This is a genomic window from Sphingobium bisphenolivorans (assembly GCF_000412635.1).
GTDB lineage: Bacteria > Pseudomonadota > Alphaproteobacteria > Sphingomonadales > Sphingomonadaceae > Sphingobium > Sphingobium bisphenolivorans.
The window spans coordinates 86,912-106,510 of record NZ_ASTG01000009.1 but is presented as its reverse complement, the minus strand read 5'-3'; the positions used below and the strand labels follow the sequence as shown (position 1 = coordinate 106,510).

General features: G+C 63.1%; 16 protein-coding genes. 6 read left to right on the top strand and 10 right to left on the bottom strand.

Translation table 11 applies throughout. From position 1 onward, the window contains the following. Positions 1–61 precede the first annotated feature (61 nt). Entirely contained in the window at positions 62–1,153 is a 1,092-nt protein-coding gene (locus L858_RS0108380; RefSeq protein ID WP_022682701.1) for a mechanosensitive ion channel family protein, read from the top strand. Here the strand turns inward: L858_RS0108380 and L858_RS0108375 are convergent. Next, positions 1,125–1,478, bottom strand: coding sequence for a PilZ domain-containing protein (locus L858_RS0108375; RefSeq protein WP_022682700.1), 354 nt, complete (start codon positions 1,476–1,478; stop codon positions 1,125–1,127). The two genes, L858_RS0108380 and L858_RS0108375, sit on opposite strands and share 29 nt — an antisense overlap. Before the next feature lie 75 nt (positions 1,479–1,553). After that, on the bottom strand, positions 1,554–2,771 hold the full coding sequence (gene tyrS, locus L858_RS0108370) for a tyrosine--tRNA ligase (protein ID WP_022682699.1): 1,218 nt from the start codon (positions 2,769–2,771) through the stop codon (positions 1,554–1,556). Positions 2,772–2,929: 158 nt separating this feature from the next. On the opposite strand from tyrS, the gene L858_RS0108365 reads away from it, so the two are divergent. After that, positions 2,930–4,018, top strand: coding sequence for an anhydro-N-acetylmuramic acid kinase (locus L858_RS0108365; RefSeq protein ID WP_022682698.1), 1,089 nt, complete (start codon positions 2,930–2,932; stop codon positions 4,016–4,018). Between the two features lie 16 nt (positions 4,019–4,034). Here L858_RS0108365 and L858_RS0108360 read toward each other — a convergent pair whose 3' ends face one another. Next, a complete protein-coding gene (locus L858_RS0108360; protein ID WP_022682697.1) occupies positions 4,035–5,210 on the bottom strand; it encodes a vWA domain-containing protein in 1,176 nt (391 codons plus the stop codon). A 133-nt stretch (positions 5,211–5,343) separates the two neighbouring features. Between L858_RS0108360 and L858_RS0108355 the strand changes: the two genes are divergently transcribed. Continuing rightward, positions 5,344–6,723 (top strand): methyl-accepting chemotaxis protein, encoded by a 1,380-nt coding sequence (locus L858_RS0108355; RefSeq protein WP_028055951.1) that lies wholly within the window; start codon positions 5,344–5,346, stop codon positions 6,721–6,723. Positions 6,724–6,741: 18 nt separating this feature from the next. Here the strand turns inward: L858_RS0108355 and L858_RS0108350 are convergent, their stop codons facing one another. From L858_RS0108350 to L858_RS0108320, 7 genes are all read right to left on the bottom strand, one after another. Continuing rightward, the gene (locus L858_RS0108350) at positions 6,742–7,770 is read right to left on the bottom strand and encodes a hypothetical protein (RefSeq protein WP_022682695.1); all 1,029 of its coding nucleotides are present in this window, start codon (positions 7,768–7,770) and stop codon (positions 6,742–6,744) included. Positions 7,771–7,863: 93 nt separating this feature from the next. Then, positions 7,864–8,277: a GFA family protein gene (locus L858_RS0108345; RefSeq protein ID WP_022682694.1), complete on the bottom strand. Its 414-nt coding sequence runs from the start codon at positions 8,275–8,277 to the stop codon at positions 7,864–7,866. A 3-nt stretch (positions 8,278–8,280) separates the two neighbouring features. Continuing rightward, positions 8,281–9,126, bottom strand: a complete 846-nt coding sequence (locus tag L858_RS0108340) for an AAA family ATPase (protein WP_022682693.1) — start codon at positions 9,124–9,126, stop codon at positions 8,281–8,283. Between the two features lie 64 nt (positions 9,127–9,190). Further along, positions 9,191–9,883 (bottom strand): DUF6975 family protein, encoded by a 693-nt coding sequence (locus L858_RS0108335; RefSeq protein WP_022682692.1) that lies wholly within the window; start codon positions 9,881–9,883, stop codon positions 9,191–9,193. A 138-nt stretch (positions 9,884–10,021) separates the two neighbouring features. Continuing rightward, on the bottom strand, positions 10,022–12,067 hold the full coding sequence (gene rpoD, locus L858_RS0108330; protein WP_022682691.1) for an RNA polymerase sigma factor RpoD: 2,046 nt from the start codon (positions 12,065–12,067) through the stop codon (positions 10,022–10,024). Positions 12,068–12,110: 43 nt separating this feature from the next. Continuing rightward, the gene (dnaG, locus tag L858_RS0108325; protein ID WP_028055950.1) at positions 12,111–13,982 is read right to left on the bottom strand and encodes a DNA primase; all 1,872 of its coding nucleotides are present in this window, start codon (positions 13,980–13,982) and stop codon (positions 12,111–12,113) included. Positions 13,983–13,995: 13 nt separating this feature from the next. Beyond that, on the bottom strand, positions 13,996–14,448 hold the full coding sequence (locus L858_RS0108320; RefSeq protein WP_022682689.1) for a GatB/YqeY domain-containing protein: 453 nt from the start codon (positions 14,446–14,448) through the stop codon (positions 13,996–13,998). A gap of 154 nt (positions 14,449–14,602) precedes the next feature. Between L858_RS0108320 and carA the strand changes: the two genes are divergently transcribed. Genes carA through carB form a run of 3 tightly spaced genes read left to right on the top strand, consistent with a single transcriptional unit; the run spans position 14,603 to position 19,526 of the window. Continuing rightward, on the top strand, positions 14,603–15,766 hold the full coding sequence (carA, locus tag L858_RS0108315; protein ID WP_028055949.1) for a glutamine-hydrolyzing carbamoyl-phosphate synthase small subunit: 1,164 nt from the start codon (positions 14,603–14,605) through the stop codon (positions 15,764–15,766). Beyond that, on the top strand, positions 15,763–16,131 hold the full coding sequence (locus L858_RS0108310; protein ID WP_022682687.1) for a ribonuclease E inhibitor RraB: 369 nt from the start codon (positions 15,763–15,765) through the stop codon (positions 16,129–16,131). Before carA ends, L858_RS0108310 begins: the two co-directional genes overlap by 4 nt. A 59-nt stretch (positions 16,132–16,190) precedes the next feature. Beyond that, complete coding sequence (gene carB / locus L858_RS0108305) at positions 16,191–19,526, top strand: carbamoyl-phosphate synthase large subunit (protein WP_022682686.1); 3,336 nt, start codon at positions 16,191–16,193, stop codon at positions 19,524–19,526. Positions 19,527–19,599 lie beyond the last annotated feature (73 nt).

Here is a 19,599-nt window from a genome sequence, read left to right as displayed (position 1 = left end):
CTCACCCCGGCTCCCTACCGCACCTGCGAAACCATCGCGCTGCCCTGTCGTTGCCGATCTCATGCAATCCGACATCAGCCTGCATTCCATCACGCCAGCCGCCGCGATCTCTGTCGCCTTATCGGTCGCCATAGCCTTCGTGCTGCACTGGCTTGCTTATTGGGCAGCCACCCGCATCGCACGCCGCATCGGCATGGATCCGGTGATCCTTCCCGCCATCTATCACCCGACACGGTGGATCGTGGTGCTGATGGCGCTCGCGGCCGGCATTCAGCCGCTAACCTTCAGCGACAGGATCGAAGCGATCTGGTCCATCGGCTCCAAGATGCTGTTCATCCTGCTGATGGGCTGGCTGATCCTGGCCGCCATGCGCGCCAGCCGTATCCTGCTGGAGCGGCGCAGCGACATCACAGTCGAGGACAATCTCAAGGCCCGGCGGCAGCACACCCGCATCCGTATCCTCTACCGGGTGGCGCAGTGCGTGATCGGCTTCATCATCCTCTCCCTGATGCTGATCGCCATACCCGGCGTGCGCACCATCGGCGTTACACTGATGGCGTCGGCCGGCCTCGCGGGTCTTGCCGTCGGCGCTGCCGCCCAGCCTGCGCTCAAGAACCTCATCGCGGGCATCCAGATGGCATTTTCAGAGCCGATCCGCCTTGATGACGTCGTGATCGTGGAGGGTGAATGGGGCCGGATAGAGGATATCAAGCTCACCTATGTCGTCGTCCGCATCTGGGACGATCGGCGCATGGTCGTGCCCGTTTCCTATTTTCTGGAAAAGCCGTTCCAGAACTGGACGACCAAGACCTCCGACCTGCTCGGCACGGTGTTCCTCTATGTCGACCCGGCGACCGACATAGAGCCGATCCGCGCCAAATTCATCGAAGCGGTCAAAGCCAATAGCCGCTGGGACGGTCGGGTGGCGATCTTGCAGGTGACCGACCACAAAGCCGATGCACTGGAACTGCGCGGCCTTTTGAGCGCCCGGAACGCCGGCATCGCGTTCGACCTGCGCTGCGAGGTGCGCGAGGTCATGATGAACTATCTGCGGACCGAAATGCCGCAAGCGCTGGTCCGCTCGCGCCATCGCCTCGAAGCAGGCGAAGGCTTTGCCGAGGCGTTTACCAGGCCGTCTGTCGCGGCGGGATGAGGGAGAGCATCGCGTCGTACATGCGCGGCTCGATCGGCGTCATGAACTCGACACCGACCCGGCCGTCCTCAGCCCAACGGACCTCGGCGGTGACCTCCTTCACGATCGGGAGCCAAACCGATATGCGCTCGCCGATAAACAGTTCCGCGTCGGTGCGGCACATCAGGCCCAGGGACGAGATGTTGATGATCCGCACACCCTGGGATCGCCCCCGCGCCACGACATGGCTGACCATATCGACGAGGACGCGGGGCGCCCGTCGCTGGTTGACGTCCGGATCGCGGGATTTGGCGACATGGGCGAGGCTGGCGAGAACGGATGGCATGAGCAAAGTCTAGGGTAAGGAAGATAGAGTCTTCCTTACCTGCCATGGTTAACACGCCCTTAGTTCTGTATAAATTCAGGCGGTTATTAACCCATGTTTCTTTGCGCCGAAGCTCAGCTTGTCGCCGGGCTTCAGCGTCAGGGCAGGGTCGCTCACCACTTCGCCGTTCACGCGAATGGCGCCTTCGGCGAGCTTCCGCCGCACTTCCTTGTTGGAGGCGGCAAAGCCCAGTGCCGTCGTGCCCTGAACGATGTTCAGCCCCTCGGCGCCCAGGCTCACGGTGGGAAGGTTGGCGTCCGACGCGCCCTCCTCAAAGGTCTTGCGAGCCGTTTCCGCTGCCGCAACCGCTGCTTCAGCGCCGCGGCACAGCGCAGTGGCCTCATTGGCGAGGATCTTCTTCGCTTCGTTGATCTCTGCGCCTTGCAGCGCAGCCAGCCGCTCCACCTCATCCATTGGCAGGTCGGTGAACAGCCGCAGCCGGTTTGAGACATCAGCGTCAGCGGTGTTCCGCCAGAACTGCCAATAATCATAGTTGGAAAGCTGATCCTGGTTCAGCCACACCGCGCCGCCGACGGTCTTGCCCATTTTGCTGCCGTCCGCATTGGTCAGCAGCGGGGTGGTGAGGCCGAATACCTGGGTTCCGTCCACGCGCCGCGCCAGTTCGACGCCATTGACGATATTGCCCCACTGGTCCGACCCGCCCATTTGCAAGCGGCAGCCGGACCGGCGCGACAGCTCCAGGAAATCATAGGCCTGGAGGATCATGTAATTGAATTCAAGGAAGCTCAGCGACTGCTCCCGGTCGAGCCGCAGCTTCACCGAATCGAAGCTCAGCATCCGGTTAACCGAGAAATGCTGGCCGATATCGCGGAGGAAAGGGATATATTCCAGCCGGTCGAGCCACTCGGCATTATCGAGCATGATCGCGTCGGTAGGCCCGTCTCCGAAGGTCAGGAAACGTTCGAACACCCGCTTGATGCTCGCGACATTCTCCGCGATCAGGTCGGTCGTCAGCAGCTTGCGCGCCTCATCCTTGAAGCTCGGGTCGCCGATCTTGCCAGTGCCGCCACCCATCAGGACGATCGGCTTGTGCCCCGCCTTCTGCAACTGGCGCAGCATCATGATCGACACCAGGTGGCCGACATGCAGCGAAGGCGCGGTGGGATCAAAGCCGATATAGCCAGGCACGATCTGCTTGGCGGCGAGTGCGTCCAGCCCTTCCGCGTCGGTCAGCTGGTGAATGTAGCCGCGCGTTTCGAGCAGGCGGAGCAGATCGGATGAGTAGCTGGTCATAACCTGCGCGCCTGTAGCATCGTGACCCGGCCTCAACAATATGTTGAGCAGTCGCGCCCGAACGTGGCTCGGCATCTCATCCTGAACTTGTTTCAGGATCCATTCCGCCCCACAGATTGATCGGAGCGGAAGGACCATATTTGACGGAGAGTTACCCCATGCTGGCAATCGGCCTGATGTCGGGCACCTCGCGCGACGGCATCGACGCCGCGCTGATCGAAACCGACGGGCAGGGCAGCAGCAGCGGCGTGGCATTCCACGCGATGCCGTACAGCGATGGCTTCCGAGTTCGCCTGGCCGAAGCATGCCAGCGCGCAATGGCGATGGAGAGGCCCGGCTTCGAACCGCTGATCCACGCCGTCGAGGAAGAACTGACCGAACTTCATGTAGAGGCCGTTTCTGACCTGCTCGCGCGCAGCGGCCATGTGACGCAGGATATTGCGGTCATCGGCTTCCACGGCCACACGGTCGCGCATCGCCCGGAACGGCGCTGGACCTGGCAGATCGGTGACGGCGCCGCACTCGCCGGTGCGTTCGGCATCCCGGTGGTCGGCGATCTGCGCAGCGCCGACGTTGCGGCGGGCGGGCAGGGCGCTCCGCTGCTGCCGGTCTATCACCGGGCGCTGGCCCATGCGCTGCCCAAGCCGGTCGCCATCCTGAATCTCGGCGGGGTCGCCAATATTACGGCGATCGGGTCCGACGGGGACATCATCGCCTTCGATACCGGCATGGCGAGCGGCCTCATCGACAATTGGATGCAGACCCACAGCGACCGCGGCTTCGATGAAGGCGGCGCCACCGCTGCGCTTGGCACGGTCGACGAATCGCGGCTCGCGGCGATGCTGGCCGACCCCTGGTTCGACCTCGCTCCGCCCAAAAGCATCGATCGCGAGGCCTTCACCATGGAACCCGTCCGCGACATGGAGCTGGAAGACGGTGCCGCGACGCTCACCGCTTTCTCCGCAGCTGCCGTGGCGCGGGGTGTCAATCATCTCCCCGAGCGCCCGACACATGTCTACGTCGCGGGCGGCGGCCGCCATAATCGCACGCTGATGCAGATGCTCGCCGCCCGCACCGGCGCGCAGGTCCGCAGCGTCGATGAACTGGGCTGGGACGGTGACGCGCTGGAGGCGCAGGGCTTTGCCTATATGGCGGTCCGCCATCTGCTGGGCCTGCCGATCAGCTTTCCCGGCACCACCGGCGCACCCGCGCCGATGACAGGCGGAGTCCTGTTCGAACCTGCTTGACGATGTTTGAAGAGCCTCAGCGCTTCCGGGTGAGTTCCCGCATCCCTGCGTCAATCCCCTCCAGCGTCAGCGGATACATGCGCTGGCCCATGATCTCGCGAATCAGCTTGGTGGACTGGTTATAATTCCAATGCTTCTCCTGCGCCGGGTTCAGCCAGATGGAGGCGGGGTAAGTATGCAGCACCCGGTTCAGCCAAACCGCGCCGGCTTCCTCATTCATATGCTCCACCGAACCGCCGGGGTGGGTGATCTCATAGGGGCTCATCGCCGCATCGCCGACGAAAACGACCTTATAGTCATGCCCATATTTATGGAGAATGTCCCAGGTTGGCGTCCGCTCTGAAGAGCGACGGCGGTTGTCCTTCCACACGCCTTCATACAAGCAATTGTGGAAGTAGAAGAATTCAAGATTCTTGAACTCGCTCGTCGCGGCGGAAAAAAGCTCCTCGCACATCGAAACGAACGGGTCCATCGATCCGCCCACGTCCAGGAAGAGCAGCAGCTTCACCGCATTGTGCCGCTCCGGCCGCATCCGAATGTCCAGCCAGCCCTGGCGTGCCGTGCCCCGGATCGTTTCATCAAGGTCGAGCTCATCGGCAGCGCCTTCGCGCGCGAAACGCCGCAACCGCCGCAATGCTATCTTGATGTTGCGCGTGCCCAGTTCCTTCTGGTTGTCGAGATTGGCGAATTCGCGCTTCTCCCACACCTTGATCGCGCGCTTGTGCCGGCTCTCGCCGCCGATCCGGACGCCTTCGGGATTATAGCCGCCGTGGCCGAAGGGAGAGGTGCCGCCGGTGCCGATCCACTTGTTGCCGCCCTGATGACGGCCCTTCTGCTCCTCCAGGCGCTTCTTCAGAGTGTCCATGATCTCGTCCCAGCTGCCGAGGGACTTGATCTTCTCCATCTCCTCGGGGCTCAGGAATTTTTCCGCGACCAGCCGTAGCCACTCTTCAGGTATTTCAGCCTCAGCCGTCTCGGGGCCGATCAATCCCTTGAACACGCGCGCAAATACCTGATCGAAGCGGTCCAGCAGACCCTCGTCCTTCACATAGGTGGCGCGCGCGAGATAGTAGAAGTCTTCCGTTCTGCGCTCGATAACCTCATGGTCGAGCGCTTCGAGCAGAAGCAGATGCTCCTTGATGCTGGCGGATATGCCAGCAGCGCGGAGGGCGTCGAGAAAGTTCAGCATCATGGCGCCGCCCTTGTCGGCCAGCTTTCATGGCGACGCAAGTTGGAAGGCAGGTTTTGCATTCGCAAAATCTTAGCTGTTGCAATGCAAGGTTAACGAGGCACTATCCATTTCGACAACATCAAGCGGGGCAGCATTGGAAAACAGCGATTTACTAGCTGATCTAGGAGAAAGGTCCGGCAACGTTGCATTGCACTGCAGCGAGACTGCGGGCTATCTCAGTGAACTTACTCGCCGCATTTCCGCTGATTCCGCACGGCTTGGCGAGTTGCAGTCGAACATGGAGGCGCTGACGGTCAGTCAGCGGGAAAGCGTCGTGGCTGCGCAGGAACTCAGCCTGACGGCAAGCCGGGCCGGAAAAATCGTTGCCGAGGGGCATGAGGCGATCAGCCGCTCACTGGGGGAAGTCGCTGAGCTGGTTGAGAATGTCACAGGGCTTGACGAGCATCTTCGGCGCTTTCTTCAGGTGATCGAGACTGTTGGCGACATATCCGGGCAACTGGGCGCCATCGCGCGGCAAACCCGCCTCCTCGGCGTCAACGCGGCGATCGAGGCTGCGCGTGGGGGTGAGGCGACGCAGGGCTTTGCTGTCGTGGCGGACGAGATTCGCAGGCTCGCCGGGCAGGCCGGCGAATCCGCCGCATCCGTCGGTGACAAGCTTGGCCAACTCGACCGCGATGCGCGCCAGCTTATCGGCGGTGTGGAGGGAAATATCCGGCGTGGGCGGGACGTAGGCTCTCACATCGATACGCTGCGGGTCGCCATGGCCGAGATTGCGTCGCTGGTCACCCAGTTCGGCGCCCGGTCGGAAACGATCGTGACCTGCACGGCGGAGGCTGATGGGGATGTCGCCGCGCTCCGTCAGGGGCTCTCCCTTTTCAGCCGATCCGCCGCCGAAAGCGCGGGCAGGGTAGAGACTGCGCGGAGCCAGTTGGAAGCGCTGGAGGGCATGGCGAACGACATGCTGAACCGGACGGCGCGGTCCGGCCACGTCACGCGCAACAGCCGCTACATCGCCCTGGCGGAGGAGGGAGCAGCAGAGGTCATGTCGCTGATCGAACAGGCGCTCGATCGGGAACAGATCGACATGGCCGCGCTGTTCGACACGGATTATCGCCCGATTCCAGGGTCGGAGCCGCTGCAATTCGAGAATGGCTTCACGCATTTCGCCGACGCTGCCCTACGGCCGTTGCTCGATCGGCGCACGGCGCAGGATCGGGCGATCGTCGGCTGTTGCCTTGTCGATATGAACGGCTATTTGCCGACCCATGTTACGGAGCGTTCGCATCCCCAGCGCGCAGGACAACTGCTCTGGAATATGGAGCATGCGCGTAACCGCCGCATCTTCATGGACAACCAGACGCGCAGGGCACTGGATGGGGAAGGCGACTTCTTCCTCTTCACCTACCGGCAGGATCTGGGCGAAGGCCGCTACCGCGCGCTGCGCAGCGTGTTCGTGCCGCTTCATTTCCGCGGACGCCGCTGGGGCTTGTACGAGGTCGGCTACCTGATCTGAGCACAACCCGTCGAGCGGTTACTGTGTCGTCGTCGTCGTTCCCTTTCGAACGGTTACCTCTCCACTGGCAGCAAAGGCCGCGACAGCGCCGGCTTGCGCCGTCTGCGGGTCCTTGCCGTCGATGATCTGGGCGATCTGCCGCGCGCTGGGCACCTTGTCATACACGCCGTAGAGATCGGTCTGCCCGACCGAATGGATCGACAATCGATAGCCCTTGCTGGCGTCCGCCGGGTCGAACGCCAGCACCGTTCCGGCATCATCGACCGGCACGATTACAGCGCCGTCCTGCACACCGGCCTGCTGCAGAATGTCGTAGCTGCCCTCGGCAGCCTCCACCTTGCCCCGGACGCAATGCGCGCCGCCATCATGGGAGGCCGGGCGCGCTGCCCGACCCGGGCTCGATGGTTCGGTCAGTCGTGCGTCGCCCTTGTCTGCCACCGGGCATGCAGGGAATCGGGCGGGTGTCGCCGCCCGGATCGCCCCAGCATCGTCGAATTTCAATCCGCCGATCATCGCGTCAAGCCCGCTCACAACCTCGCCGCGCCGGTCCGCAGGGCCGGTAATCCGCAGCTTGACCAGCCACCGCCCGGAATGAACCACAGCCGCAGCCGTCGTCAGAGCGCCATCCGCCGCATCGTCATAGACCGCGCGGATCGCGCCGTGGCTCCGCCCCGCAACGGGAACGCTGCCGTAGGCCGTCCGGCGCGTCTTCGATCCGAACCGAGCCATGATGGCCTTGTCCGTCATATAAGCCGCGAGCGAAGCGTCGGCATAGCTGGGCAGATAGACGTAGAGCGTCGCCTGAATTGCGCCATCGTCCGATAAATATTGCGCGTAATTGTCGACGCCCCGGCCGCCCTTCGACAATTCCCCGCTTTTGGAGAGTGACAGCCCGCCTACCGTCTGGGGCAAGCTGATCCCGGCGGCATCGGCCCGCAGGGCGGTGGTGGTCGGTGTCCAGGCTTCCTGTTCCTCCGCCGCGCGCACAAGCGCAGGTGCCGACAGAGCCAGCACGGCCGACAGAATAGACAACGCACGCTTCGGCATTGGCATCCTTCCCATATTCGCACCGTCTTTGCGCGGCTTGAACGTCAGAACGGGAAGTTGAGCCTAATTGCAGGCACTAGGCAAGCGGGCTTTTCAGGCGACCGGCGGAATTTGCGCTGGGTAATGAGGCAGATCCGGATCGAAATGCGCCCAAGCGGGCGCCGCTTCCGTCCAGATGATCGCCTGGGGCGCCATAAGCTCCGGATCGTCCAACGCGCCCGCGCGAATGAAGGTCAGGTGCGGCCGCGATTCGGCCAGGCTGAAAAGGGGCGTCCCGCACTCCGGGCAAAAGCCGCGGCGCATCGCATTGCCGCTGTCGGCGGTGCTGGCATGCCATTGCACAGTACCGGTGGTCGTCACCTTGTCCGCCGGGAAGCAGACATTCACCGTAGCCGATCCGCCGCCCAGATATTGGCACAGTCGGCACCAGCACATGCGTGCGGCCATCGGTTCCGCATCGATGCTGATGCGGACCTGACCGCATAGGCAGCCCGCACCATGCGCCATGGTTCAGCGCCCCTGCCGGCGCGCCATGAAGGCGAGCCGTTCGAACATCATGATGTCCTGCTCGTTCTTCAGCAGCGCACCGTGAAGCGGCGGGATCGCCTTGGTCGGGTCGCGCTCCTGCAGCACGTCCAGCGGCATGTCCTCGTTCAGGATCAGCTTCAGCCAGTCGAGCAACTCGCTGGTCGACGGCTTCTTCTTGAGGCCGGGAACCTCGCGCACCTCATAGAAGATGTCCATCGCGCGGCTCACCAGCATCTTCTGGATACCCGGGAAGTGCACGTCGATGATCGACTGCATCGTCTCGCGATCGGGGAATTTGATATAGTGGAAGAAGCAGCGGCGCAAAAAGGCGTCCGGCAATTCCTTTTCATTGTTCGAGGTGATGACCACCACGGGCCGTTCCTGCGCCGCGACCGTTTCACCCGTTTCATAGACGTGGAAGGCCATGCGATCGAGTTCTTGCAACAAATCGTTGGGAAATTCGATGTCGGCCTTGTCGATCTCGTCGATCAGCAGGACGGGCAGCTTTGGCGAGGTGAACGCCTCCCACAGCTTTCCCTTGCGGATATAATTGCTGATGTCGTGAACGCGCGGGTCGCCCAGTTGCCCGTCGCGCAGACGCGCCACGGCGTCATATTCATAAAGGCCCTGATGCGCCTTGGTCGTGGATTTGACGTTCCATTCGATCAGCGGCGCGTCGAGCGCCTTTGCGATTTCCTGCGCGAGCACCGTCTTGCCGGTCCCAGGCTCGCCCTTGACCAGCAACGGCCTGCGCAGCAGCACGGCGGCGTTGACAGCGACCTTCAAATCGTCGGTGGCGACATAATCCTTCGTACCTTCAAACCGCATAGCCTGGCTGCCTTCCTCTTTATCGGGCCGAACTATGGCAAAGAGGCGGGTCAGCGCAATGCGTTTATGCGTGTCTATCGGGGCTGACGGCGCGAATTCGTGCGCGGGCTTGAAGCAGGTCCCATAAGCCCCGATGCTGATTAAGCAACTGCCGCGCACCGAATTGGATCGCCCGGTCGATGGCATCATCGCCGCCTATCGCCTCAGCGACCTGCAACGTAGCCGCGCGGTCGGGCAAGTCGCTGCGATGCGGCTCCAGCCCCACCCGGATCGCTGCTATGTCGAGCACATGGCGCACTGCGTGCCAGTCGAGCACCAGCGCAACCGCCGCGCCCATGGCGCAGCCCCGCCTGTCCGACTGAGCCAGCATGTCGAGCGCGTGCCTTTGCTGACTGACGACGGTTTCGCAGTCGCTCTGTCCGGCGGTGCTCGGCGCGGGGCCAACCGCCACCGTCACCTGAGCGAGGTAAGCACGCTCGCGGGCAAAACCGTCGGCTGCCTGGATCAGCCAGTTGCGAGCCGAATTGTCGGCGGACCGGGTTGCCGCATAATCGACGACGCCGGGATGGCGGCCGTGCAGCATGCAGAGATAATGGGCGGCATCGGCCAGATCGGGCAGCATCACCGATGCTTCGCGTCCAAATCCGATACGGGCACCGCTGGGATAGGGATGGCCAGCGGTGCCGTCGGCAGCGACCAGCGCCTCCAGCACCTGCGATATGTTGCCATAATGGTAGCGTGCAGCTGCTTCGCTCATCGATCCGTCCCTTGGCCCAACCGGGCCGTTCACCCCTTTCCCCGACACTAGGCATTCGAGGTAAAAGAGGGGTTTACGCCAATGAAAAAGGGCGGCCCGAAAGCCGCCCCTCTGCATCGTCTCGTCGCGTCCCGGCCTCTATTGATCGAGGAAGCTGCGCATCTTCCGGCTGCGGCTCGGATGCTTCAGCTTGCGAAGCGCCTTCGCCTCGATCTGGCGGATACGTTCGCGCGTAACGCTGAACTGCTGACCGACCTCCTCCAGCGTGTGATCGGTGTTCATGCCGATGCCGAAGCGCATGCGCAGCACGCGTTCCTCGCGGGGGGTGAGCGATGCCAGGACGCGGGTGACGGTTTCCTTAAGGTTCGCCTGAATCGCGGCGTCTACCGGGATGATCGCATTCTTGTCCTCGATGAAATCGCCCAGGTGCGAATCTTCCTCGTCGCCGATCGGCGTTTCGAGAGAGATCGGCTCCTTGGCGATCTTCATCACCTTGCGCACCTTCTCCAGCGGCATGGACAAACGCTCGGCCATTTCCTCGGGCGTGGGCTCGCGGCCCTGCTCGTGCAGGAACTGGCGGCTGGTGCGAACCAGCTTGTTGATCGTCTCGATCATGTGGACCGGAATACGGATGGTGCGCGCTTGGTCCGCGATCGACCGGGTGATCGCCTGGCGGATCCACCAGGTCGCATAGGTGCTGAACTTGTAGCCGCGGCGATATTCGAACTTATCGACCGCCTTCATCAGGCCGATATTGCCTTCCTGAATAAGATCAAGGAATTGCAGGCCGCGGTTCGTATATTTTTTAGCGATGGAGATGACGAGGCGCAGGTTGGCTTCGACCATTTCCTTCTTCGCGATGCGGGCCTCGCGCTCGCCTTTCTGCACCATGTTGACGATGCGGCGGAATTCGGAAAGCGACATGCCGGTCGCCTGCGCGATCTCGCTGACTTCGACACGGATGCGTTCCACCGCACGCCCCTCGGCAGCGGCAAAGGCAGCCCACTTCTTGTCGAGCCCCGACACCTTGTCGATCCAGCCGTCGTCCAGCTCATGATTGACATAGCGGTCGAGGAAATCCTTGCGGCTGACCTTGTGCCGCTCGGCCAGCCGCAGCATCTGCCCGCCCAGCGCCGTCAGGCGACGGTTATAGGCATAGAGCTGGTCGACCAGATATTCGATCTTCTGCTGGTGGAACTGGACGCTCTCGACCTCGGCCGTCAGCTGCTCCCGCAGCTCCTGATATTCGTCCTCGTCCTGCTGGCTCAGCGTCTCGCCGATCGCCATGGCGATCATGCGTGTTTCCTGCGCCTTGGAGAAAGCGCGGAAAATCTCCGTGATGGCGGCGAACTTCTCCAGCGCCATCGGCTTCAGCGTCTCTTCCATCTGGGCGAGGGAGAGGGTGTTATCCTCCTCTTCTTCCTCTTCCATCCGGCGGGCGCGGCGTTCGGTCAGGCCGTCCTCTTCCTCGTCGGAATCGGCGGATTCCTCCTCGGGCTCCTCCTCTTCCTTGAAGCTGGGACCCGCGGTCTTCTCGCTAATCTCGCCATCGTCGTCCTCGGCGCCTTCCTCCAGATTTTCAGGCGCAGGGTCCTTCGATAACATGGCGTCGAGATCGAGAATCTCGCGCAGCTGCATCTCGCCATTGTTGAGGGCGGTCGACCATTCGATGATCGCGTTGAAGGTCGTGGGGCTCTCGCACAGCCCCAGGATCATGGTGTCGCGACCGGCCTCGATCCGCTTGGCGATGGCGATTTCGCCCTCACGGCTGAGCAGTTCCACCGCGCCCATTTCGCGCAGATACATCCGCACCGGGTCGTCGGTGCGATCGACCGTCTCTTTCTTCTTCTCGGTGACGAGCTTGGGCGCGCCATCATCCTCGGCACCATCGTCGGTCGAGTCATCGTCGCTATCGTCGCGCTGATCCTCACCATCCTCGCCGACTTCCTCATTCTCGACGATGTTCACGCCCATTTCATTGAGCGCGGACATGATGTCCTCGATCTGCTCGGACGACATCTGGTCCTGCGGCAGGGCATCGTTCAGCTCATCATAAGTGATGTAGCCGCGCTTCTTTGCGCGGGCGATCAGCTTCTTGACCGACGCCTCGTTCAGATCCAGCAGCGGTGCATCGCCGGTATCCGCATCCTCGCCCGCACCCTTGCTGTTCGCCTTGCTCGCCATTTAATCGCCTTAACTGCGCCGGCCCTTCCGGGCTGGTCCAAAATCAAACAATGTCCTCGGACTGCGCCAGTTCCGCCAGGCGGCGATCATGATCCAGCTTCAACTGACGGACCCTTTGCTGCTCGGCAAAGGTTTCCTCGTTGAGATCGTCACTCGCCCGCCGGGTGGCTTCCGCCAACGCCGCCTCCAGCTCCGGTCCTTGCGCCATCACGCGGATGGCTTCGTCCAGATCGCGCTGCACGCGACCGGCATCGGCTTTCATCCTATGAGGGGTGAATGTGAACGTGTCGGCCCGAAGCATCCCCTTCGCCATATTATACACTTCACCTTGGCCCAATATGGTAAGGAGGGCACCGGTTTCAACTGTTTCTTTGCCGAAGGACGCCGCGATCATCGCGGCCAGCAGTTCGGCGAGCAGCGGGTCGCCGATTCGCAGCCCGGAAAGCATTTCCCGGTGGAGCGCGATCTGCTCTGGATGCCGCAGCAGACTGGCCAGAATAGCCCGCAGCAGCCGCTGTTCCATTCCGCTCGCGCCGATCGCCCGCGCTTCGTTGCCGGCGGGGGGGAGGGGCGGTTTCCAGTTGCCGCGCCGGTCGCGCTGCCAGCCGGATCGCGCCCCCGTCATCCGCTGATGCCGGGGCGTATAGGCCGGCCGCGCAAAGAAGAGCGCGTCATAACGCTCACGGAAAGCATGGACATAATGCGCCCGCACATCGGGATGGGCGATGGCCTCGGTGATGGCGGACAGCCGCTGCTTAAGCGCCGCCCGCTGCTCCGGCGTGTCGAGCGGAGCGGCGGACTGCTCGAACTTCCAGAGCCGCTCGACCAGCGGCTCGGCCGCGCCGAGGACTGCCTCCATCGCCCCTGGGCCCTCCGCACGGATCAGATCGTCGGGGTCCTGCCCCGCCGGCAGTGTCGCGAAGGCCAGGCTCATTCCAGGACGCAGCAGGGGCAGGGCGCGCGTCGCCGCCCGGATCGCCGCCTTCTGCCCGGCCGCATCCCCGTCGAAGCAGAGCAGCGGCACATCGGCCATTTTCCACAGTCGCTCGATCTGATGCTCGGTCAGCGCGGTGCCGAGGGGCGCCACGGCTTCCCCGAAGCCCGCCTGGGCCAGCGCGATCACGTCCATATAGCCTTCGACGACGATGACGCGGCCGGTCTGGCGGCTGGCAGGCGAGGCGCGATCGATATTATAGAGCGTCCGTCCCTTGTCGAAGAGCGGCGTGTCCGGCGAATTCAGATATTTGGGCTCCCCCGCGCCCAATATGCGCCCTCCAAAAGCGATGACCCGCCCGCGGATGTCCCGGATCGGCAGCATCAGCCGCCCGCGAAACCGGTCATAGCTGTCGCGCTCGCCGTCCGGGTCGATCAGCAGCCCCGCCTCGATCAGCATGGGCTCGCCCAAGTCCTTGAGCGCCGTCTTCAGCCTGCCGCGCGAATCCGGCGAATAGCCAAAGCCGAATGCCCGCCGCGTCGCATCGCTGATCCCGCGCCGGCCAAGATAATCCCGCGCCTCCGCTCCATCGATCCCGCCGAGTTGATCCTCGAAGAAGCTCTGCGCCGCCGCCATGACATCATGCAGCCCCTTTGCCTGCTCCGCCCGCTTCGCTGCGCGCGGGTCGGGCGCGGGCACGTCCATGCCCGCTGCCTGCGCCAGTTCTTTCACGGCCTCCATGAAGGGCAGGCCGCGTTGATCGGTCATCCACCGGATCGCGTCGCCATGCGCCCCGCAGCCGAAGCAGTGGTAGAAGCCCTTCTCGTCGTTGATCGTGAAGCTGGGCGTCTTTTCGTTATGGAAGGGGCAGCACGCCTTATATTCGCGGCCCGCCTTCTGCACCTTCACGGAGCGACCGATCAGCGTGGACAGCGACGTCCGCGCGCGCAGTTCATCGAGGAAGGCGGGGGAGAGACTCACGAAGTTCCTAATCTCAGGAAAGCGCTGCCTTCACCAACCCGCTGGCCTTGCTCATGTCGATCACCGAGCCGTGCCGTTCCTTGAGCACGGCCATGACCTTGCCCATATCCTTGACGCTCGCGGCATTCACCTCGGCCTTGATCCCCTCGATCGCGGCCCTGGTCTCGCCCTCGCTCAGCTGCTGCGGCAGGAAGCTGTCGATCACATCCAGTTCCGCCTGCTCCCTGGCCGCCAGTTCGTCGCGCCCGCCATTGCGGAACATTTCGATGGATTCGCGGCGCTGCTTCGCCATCTTCTGGAGAACCTCGACCACGATAGTGTCATCTTCGGGCACGCTGGAGGCGGTGCGCAGTTCGATGTCGCGGTCCTTGAGCTTGGCGAGGATCAGCCGCACGGCGGCCAGGCGATCCTTCTCGCCGGCTTTCATGGCTTCTACCTGCGCACTCTTGATAGCATCGCGAATCATAGGCGAATGAATCCTGTCTGTCGGGAAAGGATCAGATATAACGTCAAAAGAGATTTTTAACAGCGGTTGACCGCGCGGGGCGCAGGGCATAGGTGACCGGCCGTTTAACCCGCTCCAGACGGGTTCCCGCAAAAGCATAAAGGACGATATGACCATGGCTGACGCCAAGACCCTCATTGTGCCCAAAGGAGCGACAGGGGTGGTGGTTTTTGCCGATGGCTCGGCCGTCTTCGGTCGCGGGTTCGGCGCGGTGGGTGAAGCGGTGGGCGAGCTGTGCTTCAACACCTCGATCACCGGCTATCAGGAGATCATGACCGATCCTTCCTACGCGGGCCAGATCATCAATTTCACTTTCCCACATATCGGCAATGTCGGCACGAACCTGGACGATGTGGAGGCGGACCTGCCCCACGCGCTCGGCTGCATCGTGCGGCAGGACGTGACCGCGCCCAGCAACTTCCGCAATGTCGAGCCTTTCGACCAGTGGATGCGCGAGAATGGCCGCATTGGCCTCGCCGGTGTCGACACCCGCGCGCTGACTAGGCTGATCCGCCTGAAGGGCGCGCCCAATGTCGTCATCGCCCATGATCCCGAAGGCAAGTTCGACCTCGACGCCCTCGCTGCCAAGGCTGCGGCCTGGCCGGGCCTCGAAGGCATGGACCTCGCCATCGAAGTCTCCGCCAAGGAAAGCCGCCTCTGGAAGGACGGCGTGTGGAAGCTGGGCTTCGGCTACGGCAAGGATGAGGCAGAGGATAGCCGCCCCCATGTCGTCGCGATCGATTATGGCGCGAAGAACAATATCTTCCGCAATCTGGTAAAGGCCGGCGCCCGCGTCACCGTGCTCCCCGCCACCGCCAGCTTCGAGCAGGTGATGGAACAGCAGCCCGACGGCGTCTTCCTCTCCAACGGCCCCGGCGATCCGGCCGCGACCGGCGAACATGCCGTCCCCGTCATCCAGAAGGTATTGGAAGCCGACAAGCCCGTCTTCGGCATCTGCCTCGGCCACCAGATGCTGGCGCTCGCCGCCGGCGCGAAGACGATCAAGATGCACCAGGGCCATCGCGGCGCCAACCACCCGGTCAAGCGCCTGTCGGACGGTCTGGTCGAGATCACATCGATGAACCACGGCTTCGCGGTCGACGCCGACACGCTGCCCGCCAATGTGAAGCCGACCCATGTGTCGCTCTTCGACGGCAGCAACTGCGGCATCGAACTGACGGATAAAAAGGCCTTCTCGGTCCAGTATCACCCCGAAGCCTCGCCCGGCCCTCAGGACAGCTTCTACCTGTTCCAGCGCTTCGTCGAGGGGCTTAAGTGAGCCTCGACCTGCCCCCCGTTGACGAAGCCCGCCTCGCGGCAGAGTGGGAGGCGGACAAGTCCGTCCTCGCCAATCTCGCGGCGAATGGCGACGTGGCGCGCATCGCGCGGCCGGTCGACGTCAGCTTCAAGGGCAGCGAAAAGGATTTCAAGCGCGTCCTGACGATCGCCAGCCAGTTTGGCTTCATCGAACTAGATCGCGAAGAGGATGAAGATGGCGACCTGTTCCTCTTCCTCGAATGCGTGCAGCCGGTCGATGAACAGTCGATCCGCGCCCTGACGAAGAAGTGCCTCCAGATCGAAATCCTCTGCGGCGTCGAATATGACGGCTGGGGCTGCGAGGTCCGGTCCGGACAAGTTCATTGATCGCCATTTCGTCCATTGTGCGCGCCAGCGCCTTCCACCGTTAAACCAGAGGCCGAATAATGCCCAAGCGCACCGACATCTCCTCCATCCTCATCATCGGCGCTGGCCCGATCATCATTGGCCAGGCTTGCGAGTTCGACTATTCGGGCACGCAGGCGGTGAAGGCGCTCAAGGAAGAGGGCTATCGCATCATCCTGGTGAATTCCAACCCGGCCACCATCATGACCGACCCGGAATTTGCCGACGCCACCTATGTCGAGCCGATCACGCCCGAAATCGTGGCGAAGATCATCGAGAAGGAGCGCCCTGACGCGGTGCTGCCGACCATGGGCGGCCAGACGGCGCTCAACACGGCGCTGGCCCTGTTCAATGACGGCACGCTGGACAAGTTCGGCGTCAAGATGATCGGCGCCGACGCACAGGCCATCGACAAGGCAGAGGATCGCCTGAAATTCCGCGATGCGATGGACAAGATCGGGCTGGAATCCGCCCGCTCGCGCATCGCCCATACTATGGAAGAAGCACTGGAGGCTCTGGAGTTCACCGGCCTGCCGTCCATCATCCGCCCCAGCTTCACGCTCGGCGGCACCGGCGGCGGCGTCGCCTATAACAAGGAAGAGTTCAAGCGGATCGTCGCCGAAGGGCTGGACGCATCCCCTACGACCGAGGTTCTGATCGAAGAGTCGCTCCTCGGCTGGAAAGAATATGAGATGGAGGTTGTGCGCGATCGCAACGACAATGCCATCATCATCTGCTCGATCGAGAATGTCGATCCGATGGGGGTCCATACGGGCGACTCCATCACCGTCGCGCCCGCGCTGACGCTGACCGACAAGGAATATCAGATCATGCGCAACGCGAGCATCGCGGTGCTGCGTGAAATCGGCGTCGAGACAGGCGGTTCTAACGTACAGTTCGCAGTCAATCCGAAGGACGGCCGCCTGATCGTCATCGAGATGAACCCGCGCGTCTCGCGCTCCTCGGCGCTGGCGTCGAAGGCGACTGGCTTCCCCATCGCCAAGGTCGCGGCGAAGCTGGCCGTCGGCTATACGCTGGACGAGATCGAGAATGACATTACCGGCGCCACCCCCGCGTCGTTCGAACCCACCATCGATTATGTCGTGACCAAGATCCCGCGCTTCGCCTTTGAAAAGTTCAAGGGGAGCGAGCCGCTGCTCGGCACCGCGATGAAGTCGGTGGGCGAGGTGATGGCGATCGGCCGCAACATACATGAATCGATGCAGAAGGCGCTGCGCGGACTCGAAACCGGCCTCTGCGGCTTCGACGAGGTGGCGCATCTTGTAGGCGCGCCCAAGGACGACATCGTCGCCGCGCTGGCGCAGCCGACGCCTGATCGCCTGCTGGTTGCCGCCCAAGCTCTGCGCGAGGGCCTCGGCGTCGCCGAAATCCACAGCATCGCCAAGTTCGATCCCTGGTTCCTTGAGCGGATCAAGGAAATCATCGACGCGGAAGCGGAAGTGCTCGCGAACGGCCTGCCGCAGGATGCCGATGGCATGCGCCGTCTGAAGGCGATGGGCTTTTCCGACCAGCGTCTTGCTCATCTCGCGCTCAAGTCCGCCAATCTGCGCGGCATGGAACGCGGCATCGCGCGGGGCTCGGGCCTGATCCACGAAGCGGTCAAGGCGATGACGGGCGGCGTCACCGAAAAGGAAGTGCGTAGTCTACGCCACAAGCTGGGTGTGCGTCCGGTCTTCAAGCGCATCGACACCTGCGCCGCCGAGTTCGAGGCGAAGACGCCCTACATGTATTCGACCTATGAAGCGCCGATCTTCGGCGAGGCGGAGAATGAGGCGCAGCCCAGCGACCGGAAGAAGGTCGTCATCCTGGGCGGCGGCCCCAACCGCATCGGCCAGGGCATCGAGTTCGACTATTGCTGCGTCCACGCCTGCTTCGCGCTGGCGGAAGCGGGCTATGAGACGATCATGGTCAACTGCAATCCCGAAACCGTATCGACCGACTATGACACGTCCGACCGCCTCTATTTCGAGCCGCTGACAGCCGAGGACGTGCTGGAAATCCTGAGCGTAGAAATGTCGGCTGGCACGCTCGCGGGCGTCATCGTCCAGTTCGGCGGTCAGACGCCGCTCAAGCTCGCACAGGCGCTGGAGGATGCGGGCGTGCCCATCCTCGGCACTTCGCCCGACGCGATCGACCTGGCCGAGGACCGCGAGCGCTTCGCGGCGCTGATCGACAAGCTCAAGCTCAAGCAGCCCGCCAACGGCATCGCCCGCAGCCGGGAGGAGGCGATCGCCGTCGCCAACCGCATCGGCTATCCGGTGCTGATGCGCCCGTCCTACGTCCTGGGCGGCCGCGCCATGGAGATCGTCGACGGTCAGGCGCAACTGGAGGAATATATCGCCACTGCGGTTCAGGTGTCGGGCGACTCCCCGGTGCTGATCGACCAATATCTGCGCGACGCGACCGAAGTGGATGTGGACGCGCTCTGCGACGGCGATGATGTGGTGGTCGCGGGCGTGCTTCAGCATATCGAGGAAGCGGGTGTCCACTCGGGCGACTCTGCATGCTCTCTGCCGCCTTACAGCCTGTCCGATGCGATCATTGCGGAAATCGAGCGCCAGGCTGACGTGCTTGCGCGCGCCCTGTCCGTCCGTGGCCTGATGAACATCCAGTTCGCGGTCAAGGACGGCGTGGTCTACCTTATCGAGGTCAACCCGCGCGCCAGCCGCACGGTGCCCTTCGTCGCCAAGGCGATCGGCACGCCTATCGCCAAGATCGCCAGCCGCGTCATGGCGGGCGAGAAGCTCAAGGACCTGCCGAAGATTGACCGCAACGCGATCAAGCACATCGCGGTCAAGGAAGCTGTCTTCCCCTTCGCGCGCTTCCCCGGCGTCGATCCGGTCCTCTCGCCGGAAATGAAGAGTACCGGCGAAGTTATGGGAATCGATAGCGATTTCGCTACTGCCTTTGCCAAGTCGCAGCTCGGCGGCGGCACCTTGCTTCCGACCAGCGGCACGGTCTTCGTATCGGTCAAGGACAGCGACAAGCCGGTGGTCCTGCCCGCCGTGCAGAAGATGGCGGCGATGGGCTTTACCATCATCGCGACCGGCGGCACCGCGCGCTATCTGGAAGATCAGGGCATCGCCGTGCAGAGCGTGAACAAGGTGGCGGAAGGACGCCCGCACATCGTGGACAAGATTACCGACGGTGATGTCGATTTGATCTTCAATACGACGGAGGGCTGGCAGTCGCTCAAGGATAGCAAGGCGATCCGCACCAGCGCGCTGCGTGCCAAGGTCGCCAGCTTCACCACCGCCGCCGCGAGCCTTGCTGCGGCGGACGCGATCGAAGCTCTTCGGGGGCATGCCCTTGAAGTGCGGTCGCTCCAGTCCTATTATCCCGTGTCGCAAGCCTGATCCCCTGCACAAGGAAGCACGCTGCGGGTTGCTCCAAGGTCGGGGCCGCCAAAGGGAAGTTTTGACGAAGGAT

Bases quoted from the DNA above. Each gene is read 5' to 3' on its own strand.
- L858_RS0108380 (WP_022682701.1), top strand. From the start codon at position 62: ATGCAATCCGACATCAGCCTGCATTCCATCACGCCAGCCGCCGCGATC.
- L858_RS0108375 (WP_022682700.1), bottom strand. From the start codon at position 1,478: ATGCCATCCGTTCTCGCCAGCCTCGCCCATGTCGCCAAATCCCGCGAT.
- tyrS (WP_022682699.1), bottom strand. From the start codon at position 2,771: ATGACCAGCTACTCATCCGATCTGCTCCGCCTGCTCGAAACGCGCGGC.
- L858_RS0108365 (WP_022682698.1), top strand. From the start codon at position 2,930: ATGCTGGCAATCGGCCTGATGTCGGGCACCTCGCGCGACGGCATCGAC.
- L858_RS0108360 (WP_022682697.1), bottom strand. From the start codon at position 5,210: ATGATGCTGAACTTTCTCGACGCCCTCCGCGCTGCTGGCATATCCGCC.
- L858_RS0108350 (WP_022682695.1), bottom strand. From the start codon at position 7,770: ATGCCGAAGCGTGCGTTGTCTATTCTGTCGGCCGTGCTGGCTCTGTCG.
- L858_RS0108345 (WP_022682694.1), bottom strand. From the start codon at position 8,277: ATGGCGCATGGTGCGGGCTGCCTATGCGGTCAGGTCCGCATCAGCATC.
- L858_RS0108340 (WP_022682693.1), bottom strand. From the start codon at position 9,126: ATGCGGTTTGAAGGTACGAAGGATTATGTCGCCACCGACGATTTGAAG.
- L858_RS0108335 (WP_022682692.1), bottom strand. From the start codon at position 9,883: ATGAGCGAAGCAGCTGCACGCTACCATTATGGCAACATATCGCAGGTG.
- rpoD (WP_022682691.1), bottom strand. From the start codon at position 12,067: ATGGCGAGCAAGGCGAACAGCAAGGGTGCGGGCGAGGATGCGGATACC.
- L858_RS0108320 (WP_022682689.1), bottom strand. From the start codon at position 14,448: ATGATTCGCGATGCTATCAAGAGTGCGCAGGTAGAAGCCATGAAAGCC.
- carA (WP_028055949.1), top strand. From the start codon at position 14,603: ATGGCTGACGCCAAGACCCTCATTGTGCCCAAAGGAGCGACAGGGGTG.
- carB (WP_022682686.1), top strand. From the start codon at position 16,191: ATGCCCAAGCGCACCGACATCTCCTCCATCCTCATCATCGGCGCTGGC.